The sequence below is a fragment of the Streptomyces sp. NPDC096012 genome, assembly GCF_040426375.1.
Lineage (GTDB): Bacteria > Actinomycetota > Actinomycetes > Streptomycetales > Streptomycetaceae > Streptomyces.
On sequence record NZ_JBEOTD010000021.1, the window covers coordinates 46,294 to 52,819 of the forward strand.

A 6,526-nucleotide genomic window follows, 5' to 3' on the forward strand; every position below is an offset into this window, starting at 1 on the left:
CTGTGGCTGTCAGACGGCCAGCGTCTTGAGTCGGGAGGCCGCCTCCTCCAGTACGTCTGTCTGCTTGCAGAAAGCGAAGCGGACAAAGGGTGCGCCCTGCTCGCGGTGGTCATAGAAGACCGCGTTGGGGATTGCGACCACCCCGCAGCGCTCCGGCAGCGCACGGCAGAAGGCGAAGCCGTCGCTCTCACCGAGGGGCCGGATGTCGGTGGTGATGAAGTAGGTGCCGGCCGGGCGGAAGACCTTGAAGCCCGCCCGCTCCAGGCCGCCCGCGAGCAGGTCCCGTTTGGCCAGCATGTCCGCGCGCAAGTCCTCGAAGTAGGAGTCGGGCAGGGCGAGGGCCTCGGCGACCGCGTACTGGAAGGGCCCCGAGGAGACGTACGTCAGGAACTGCTTCACCGAGCGGACCGCACCGACCAGCTCCGGCGAGGCGGTCACCCAGCCGACCTTCCAGCCGGTGAACGAGAACGTCTTGCCGGCCGACCCGATGGTGACCGTGCGCTCGCGCATCCCGGGGAAGGCCGCCAGCGGCACGTGCTCGGCGTCGCCGAAGACCAGGTGCTCGTAGACCTCGTCCGTCACCACCAGCAGGTCCCGCTCGACCGCCAGCTCGGCGATCGCGGCCAGCTCGGTGCGGGTGAGGACGGTACCGGTCGGGTTGTGCGGGGTGTTGATCAGCAGCAGCCGGGTGCGGCCGGTGACGGCGGCGCGCAGCTCGTCGAGGTCCAGCCGGAAACTCCCGTCGTGCGGCCGCAGCGTCACCGGCACCCGCCTGCCGCCCGCCAGCGCGATGCTCGCCGCGTAGGAGTCGTAGTACGGCTCCAGTGCGACGACCTCGTCGCCCGGCTCGACCAGCGCCAGCAGCGCGGCCGCGATCGCCTCCGTCGCCCCCGCGGTGACCAGCACCTCGGTGTCGGGGTCGTACGCCAGTCCGTAGCGGCGCAGCTGGTGCGCGGCGATCGCGGTGCGCAGCTCGGGGATGCCGGGACCCGGCGGGTACTGGTTGCCGCGCCCGTCGCGCAGCGCCCGTACGGCGGCCTCCCGCACCTCTTCGGGACCGTCGGTGTCGGGGAAGCCCTGGCCCAGGTTGATCGCCCCGGTGGCCACGGCGAGGGCGGACATCTCGGCGAAGATCGTCGTACCGAACTCGGCGAGGCGGCGGTTCAGGTACGGGCGCTCGGTGGAGGTCATGCCGGTCATCCTGCGCCCAAGCTCTGGAGTCGCTCAACCTGCCTTCGGGGCCGGGCACCCGCGAAGGAAGCCGACGCGTCGTTCTGTGAGCAGGGGTCGAGCCGTCGGCACCCGCCGTCGTCCGTCGTCGGCCGTCCTCGGACGGCCCGCGAACGGCCCGGCCCCGCTCCTCGACGAGCCGCCGGCGCCACCCGCACGTCAGGGGCGGTGTCAGGGGTCAACCGGCAGGGCAGGCACGGCCGGTGGCGGCGACCGCCGGGTGCCGGACGGACGGTGACCCGGCGTGACGCCGCGTGGTCCTCCCTCTGCCCGCCACGACTCGCGGGCCCGCTCACCGTCACCCATTCTGAGTAATGGAGCGCTCCTGACGTGAGCCCGGTCGTGCCGAAGCACCGAACCAGGGACACCGCGAGAGGAGAAAGTCATGCGTATGCGACGACTGCTGGGCCTCGCCCTCGCCACGGCGACCCTCGCCGGCGTGAGCGCGGTCGGCGCCGCCACCGCTCAGGCGGCGACGTATCCGGCCATCTCGTCCGGACAGTGCACGGAGCAGGGCGGAACGGTCAACCAGGGCGGCCCCTATCGCCCTCCCACCTGCACCTTCCCCGACGGGCACTCCGAAACCATCACCTGAGCGCGCCGGACCGCACGGCGGGGCACGGTGGCCCTGACGTCCTGGAACATCGCCCCGCGAGCCCGTCAGCCATGGCCCGGTGGGATGCGGACGGGCCCTGACTCCCTCAGGCGCGGGCCGGGGCCGCCCTTCTGAAAGACCCTCTGAAGTTGCTCAACTCTGCTTTGCGGCTCGCGGCGGCCGGGCATCCCCCGGTCACCGCACGGAAAGCGGTGACAGCGAGGCGCCCACGGGGGGCCGCTTCGGGGGAATGAAAGGAGGGGTGGCGCCATGGTGTTCGGCATCATCCTGGCGGTGGTCGCGGTGCTCTTCGTCGCGGCGGTCGTGGTCCGGGGCAACCGGAAGGGGGCCGCCGAGGTGTCGCTCGGCAAGAGCGGCCGGCGCCGTTCGTCGCGCGCGTCCTCGGCGTCCGGCCACGGGAACAGCTGGTGGGCCGGGGGCGGCGCCGCCGCCGACTCCGGTTACTCCCCGGGGGGACACGGCGGCCACGGGGGGCACGGGGGGCACGGGGGCGGCCACCACTCCTGTGGGGGGCACTCCTGCGGTGGGGGCTCGTCCTGCGGCGGAGGTTCGTCGTGCGGCGGCGGTGGCGGCTGCGGGGGAGGCAGCTGACCGGGGGCGCCGAGCCTCCGGGTCATCTCCCCCCAAATGCCCTGTGGCCACGGGATTTTCCCGGGCCGGGGGGAACCGCGTCCGGCCGTGTGCGGGCGCCCGTCGCAGTAGGTGTCCGGCGGGCGCCCGCCCCTCGCGCGTCCGCGCCCGGCGTACGCCTTGGTTGAACAGTTGAGCTGTGGAGCCCTCTGAGGGATGGAAACGCCACGAAGTTGGGTAAAAACGCTGTGGGGGCGCCTCTGTTCATGATTCCCTCTAAATCGCCAACGCAGCCCCTCGGACGTCCCACAGACTCCCTCCCCGGCCGAGCCGGCTGGCTGACATGGCCGCTTCTCTCCTTCATTGCGTGTTAGCGGAGCCGACCCATGCTCACGACCCTGAACACCTCCTACACCGATACGCGGGCTGCCGACCTGGCCTGGGCCCTGGGGCGCGAGCCGCTGCCCGCGCTGGCCACCTTGGATCTCGAACTCATGGACGCGAAACTGCAGTTGAGGCTGCTCGGCGCGTCCCACCAGGTCCTCCTGGAGGAGGAGCGCGGCAACTGTTCGGAGACGGTCGCCTGCATTCCCGGCTCCAGCACCCCGCTCCCGCTCGGCGTCGCCAAGCGGGTCGGCGACTGGGAGTACGAGTTCGCCGCCCGCGTCGAGGTCCTCACGCCCGGCTCCTTCGCGGGCCGCGCCCAGGAACTGCTGGCCCTCGTGTCGGACCATCCGCACGGACTCGCCGGCGTCTTCCCGGGCAGCCCGCACGCCTTCACCGCGATGCTGGCCCAGCGGCACGAGGGCCAGGTGCACTGGCGGACCTGGCACGCCTACCCGCAGGACGGCCAGCTGGTGGCCACCCGGACCCGCGTCGGCGCTCGGGTGGCGGCGAAGCAGCCGGACTAGGACGCGTTCGGGCGCCATAAACCCGTGGCACGTCGGCTGCCGCCGTTTCCACACGTGTGGGTGACGAAGCGTACCGAGCGAGTGACGTAACGTCGCAGCGTGATCGAACCGCACGCCCCCGCGCCCCCCGGGGCCCCGCCCTCCTGGACCGGACCGGCGCGGCTGCCCGTCCGGCCCGGCACCGGGCGGTTCCTGGTCCTCGTGTGCGTCTTCGTCTGCGCGGCCTGCGGACTGGTGTACGAACTCGAACTCGTCGCCTTCGCCTCGTACCTGATGGGCGACTCCGTCACCCAGGCCTCCGTCGTGCTCTCCGTGATGGTGTTCGCGATGGGGATCGGCTCCCTCGCCGCCAAACGGCTGCGCTGGCACGCGGCCGCCGGGTTCGGGGCGGTCGAGTCGGCCCTCGCGCTGGTCGGCGGCTGCAGCGCGATGGCGTTGTACGCCGTGTTCGCCTGGACCGGCGGCTGGGGCGGGGTGTGGGCCGAGGGCCCGCGCTGCCTCCTGGTCGCCTTCTCGCTCGCCATCGGTCTGCTCATCGGCGCCGAGGTCCCCCTGCTGATGGAGCTGATCCAGCGCATCCGCCGCCAGGACGCGGGCGGCGCGGTGGCCGACCTGTTCGCCGCGGACTACGTCGGCGCCCTGGTCGGCGGGCTGGCCTTCCCCTTCCTGCTGCTGCCCTTCCTGGGCCAGCTGACCGGCGCCCTGCTCACCGGGACCGTCAACGTCGTCGCGGGCGGCGCCCTCGTCCTCGGCCTCTTCCGCCGCGACCTCACCCGCCGCGCCCGCTGGACGCTGCTCCTCGTCAACCTCACCGTGCTCGTCGTCCTCGCCTCCGCGGCGGCCCTCGCCGGCGACTTCGAGCGGGCCGCCCGGCGTGCCGTCTACGGCAAGGACGTCCGGGTGGCCGTGCAGACCGGCGTCCAGGAGGTCGTGCTGACCGGCGGCACCGCCGGCCGGCCCCTCGACCTGTTCCTCGACGGCCGCCTGCGGGTCGGCGGCCGCGACGAGCGGCGCTACCACGAGGCCCTCGTCCACCCGGCCCTGGCCGGCACCGACGCCCGGGTGCTCATCCTCGGCGGCGGCGACGGCCTGGCCGCCCGCGAAGTGCTGCGCGATCGCCGCGTGCGCCGCCTCGACGTCGTCGAACTCGACGCCGGTCTGGTCCACCTGGCCCGCCGGGACCCCGGTCTGTCCGCCGCCAACGGCCACGCGTTCGCCGACCCCCGGGTCCACGTCACCACGGCGGACGCCCTCTGCTGGCTGCGTCACGCGCCCACCGCGGCGTACGACGTCGTCGTCGCCGACCTCCCCGACCCCGGCATCACCGCCAGCACCAAGCTGTACTCCCAGGAGTTCTACGGCCTCACCCGGCACGTGCTCGCCCCACACGGGCGCCTGGTGGTCCACGCCGGGCCCGTCACCGCCCGTCCCCGCGTGTTCTGGACGGTCGCCGCGACCCTCCGCGCCGCCGGTTTCGCCACCGCCCCCTACCGGGTCGCGGGCCACGACCCCGGCTTCGCGGCGGGCCCCGACCGCTCCACGGGGGCGTCCCGGGCACCGCACGACTGGGGTTTCCTGCTGGCGGCGCCGGGCCGGACCCCGCCACCCCTGCGACTGGGCCCGGTCCGCGTACGGACCCTGTCCCGGGCCGGACTGGCGGCGGACGGGGAGGCGGCGCGACGGACGCGGATGGGCGGCTTGCCGGCGTCCACGCTGGTCCACCCGCGGTACTGAAGGGGTCCGCGCGGGACCCCTCCGGGGCCTGCCTCGCCTCCCGCGGGCGCGCGGGGCGAACGGGGGCCGGGCAGGGAGCCCCCAGCACGGCAGGGTGAGTTCCGCCCACAACTGGGTAGGCTCAGCGAACATGAGGCACCAGGTCTTCGTTCCGGTACCGGCCGAACGACTGAGGGCGGCCCTGGCGGACCCCGCTCGCGTCGCCCGGGCCGTGCCCGGCCTGCAGCAGGACGCCGGTGCCGAACCCGTCGCCGGGCGGCTGAAGGTCCGCGTCGGCGGTCACTCCGTCACCTACCGGGGAGCGCTGCGGGTGATGGCCCGCGGGGACGGTGGGTACGCCGTCGAGGGCGACGCCACCGAGGCCCGCGGCACCGGTTCGGTCAAGCTCGCGCTGACCCTGCGGCTCGCCGATACCGACGGGGGCTCCACCGTCACCGTCGAGGGGACGGCGGACGCGGACGGCCGGATCAGGGAACTGCCCGCGGAGGCGGTCGCCTCGGCGGCGGCGAGGCTCCTGAACCGCTTCGTGGAGAGCCTGGCGGGGGTGAGCGAGCCGCCGGCGACGCCCACGGAACCGAACACCGGGCCGACACCGGCCGCGGGGACCGAGACAGGGCCTACGCCGACTGCGGAGACAGAGCCCCGGCCCACTGCGGACACAGAACCCACGCCCACTGCGGAGACAGAGCCCACGCCGAGTCCCGGGAAGGGGTCGGCGCCCGCGCCGGCCGCCGGGTCGCGGGGGGCGGATGCGGAGCCGGAGCCGGAGAAGGAACCGGTCGCCGGGACGGAAGCGGAGCCGCGGTCGACCGCCGGGTCCGGGGAAGCGGAAGCGGAGCCGGTCGACGAGGCGCGTGAGGCGGGAGCGGGGTCGGAGCCGGAGAAGGAACCGGTCGCCGGGACGGAAGCGGAGCCGGTCGACGAGGCGCGGGAAGCAGGAGCGGGGTCGGAGCCGGCCGCCGACGCGCGGGAAGCGGGAGCGGAGCCGGTCGACGAGGCGCGGGAGGCGGGAGGGGATCCGGTGGCCTCGGGCGGCCCGCACGCCTCCGTCTTCGATGCCGAGGTGCCCCCGCCCTCCCTGGACCCGGAAGCCGACGACGAGTCCGGATACGGCCCGGAACCGGCCGTCCGCCCGGGAGGATTCACCGACAGCGGTGCACCCCCGGCCGAGGCCGCGCACGCGCGCCGCACGATGATCGGCCGCAGTGCCGAGGAGGTCGACCACGCCCCGCCGCGCGGCCGCTACGCCCCCGTACCGGCCCCCCAGACCGTCGGCGGGAACCCCGTCCTGCGCTGGGCGGCCCCCGCCGCGGCCCTGGCCCTGGCCTCGGCGATCGTCGTCACCCGAGCCCTGCGCCGCCGCCGCTGACCGGTCCCGGCCACCGTTCGCGGCCCCGCGCCGGCCTCACGGAGCGACCCGGCCGATCCCGCCCCTGCGCCCAGGTGGCGGGCAGCGCCTGTCGTT

The 6,526-nt window shown here is 74.5% G+C and carries 6 protein-coding genes; 5 read left to right on the forward strand and 1 reads right to left on the reverse strand.

The window, feature by feature from the left end:
* Positions 1–9: 9 nt before the first annotated feature.
* On the reverse strand, positions 10–1,200 hold the full coding sequence (locus ABVB68_RS20845; protein ID WP_353602595.1) for a pyridoxal phosphate-dependent aminotransferase: 1,191 nt from the start codon (positions 1,198–1,200) through the stop codon (positions 10–12).
* A 415-nt stretch (positions 1,201–1,615) separates the two neighbouring features.
* Here ABVB68_RS20845 and ABVB68_RS20850 point away from each other — a divergent pair, with 415 nt between their 5' ends.
* From ABVB68_RS20850 to ABVB68_RS20870, 5 genes are all read left to right on the forward strand, one after another.
* Complete coding sequence (locus ABVB68_RS20850; protein WP_353602596.1) at positions 1,616–1,825, forward strand: hypothetical protein; 210 nt, start codon at positions 1,616–1,618, stop codon at positions 1,823–1,825.
* A gap of 270 nt (positions 1,826–2,095) precedes the next feature.
* Positions 2,096–2,437: a hypothetical protein gene (locus ABVB68_RS20855; protein WP_353602597.1), complete on the forward strand. Its 342-nt coding sequence runs from the start codon at positions 2,096–2,098 to the stop codon at positions 2,435–2,437.
* A 365-nt stretch (positions 2,438–2,802) separates the two neighbouring features.
* Positions 2,803–3,327, forward strand: a complete 525-nt coding sequence (locus ABVB68_RS20860; RefSeq protein WP_353602598.1) for a DUF2617 family protein — start codon at positions 2,803–2,805, stop codon at positions 3,325–3,327.
* 99 nt (positions 3,328–3,426) lie between these two features.
* Positions 3,427–5,061 (forward strand): polyamine aminopropyltransferase, encoded by a 1,635-nt coding sequence (locus ABVB68_RS20865; RefSeq protein ID WP_353602599.1) that lies wholly within the window; start codon positions 3,427–3,429, stop codon positions 5,059–5,061.
* Between the two features lie 130 nt (positions 5,062–5,191).
* A complete protein-coding gene (locus ABVB68_RS20870; RefSeq protein ID WP_353602600.1) occupies positions 5,192–6,430 on the forward strand; it encodes an SRPBCC family protein in 1,239 nt (412 codons plus the stop codon).
* Positions 6,431–6,526: the final 96 nt, after the last annotated feature.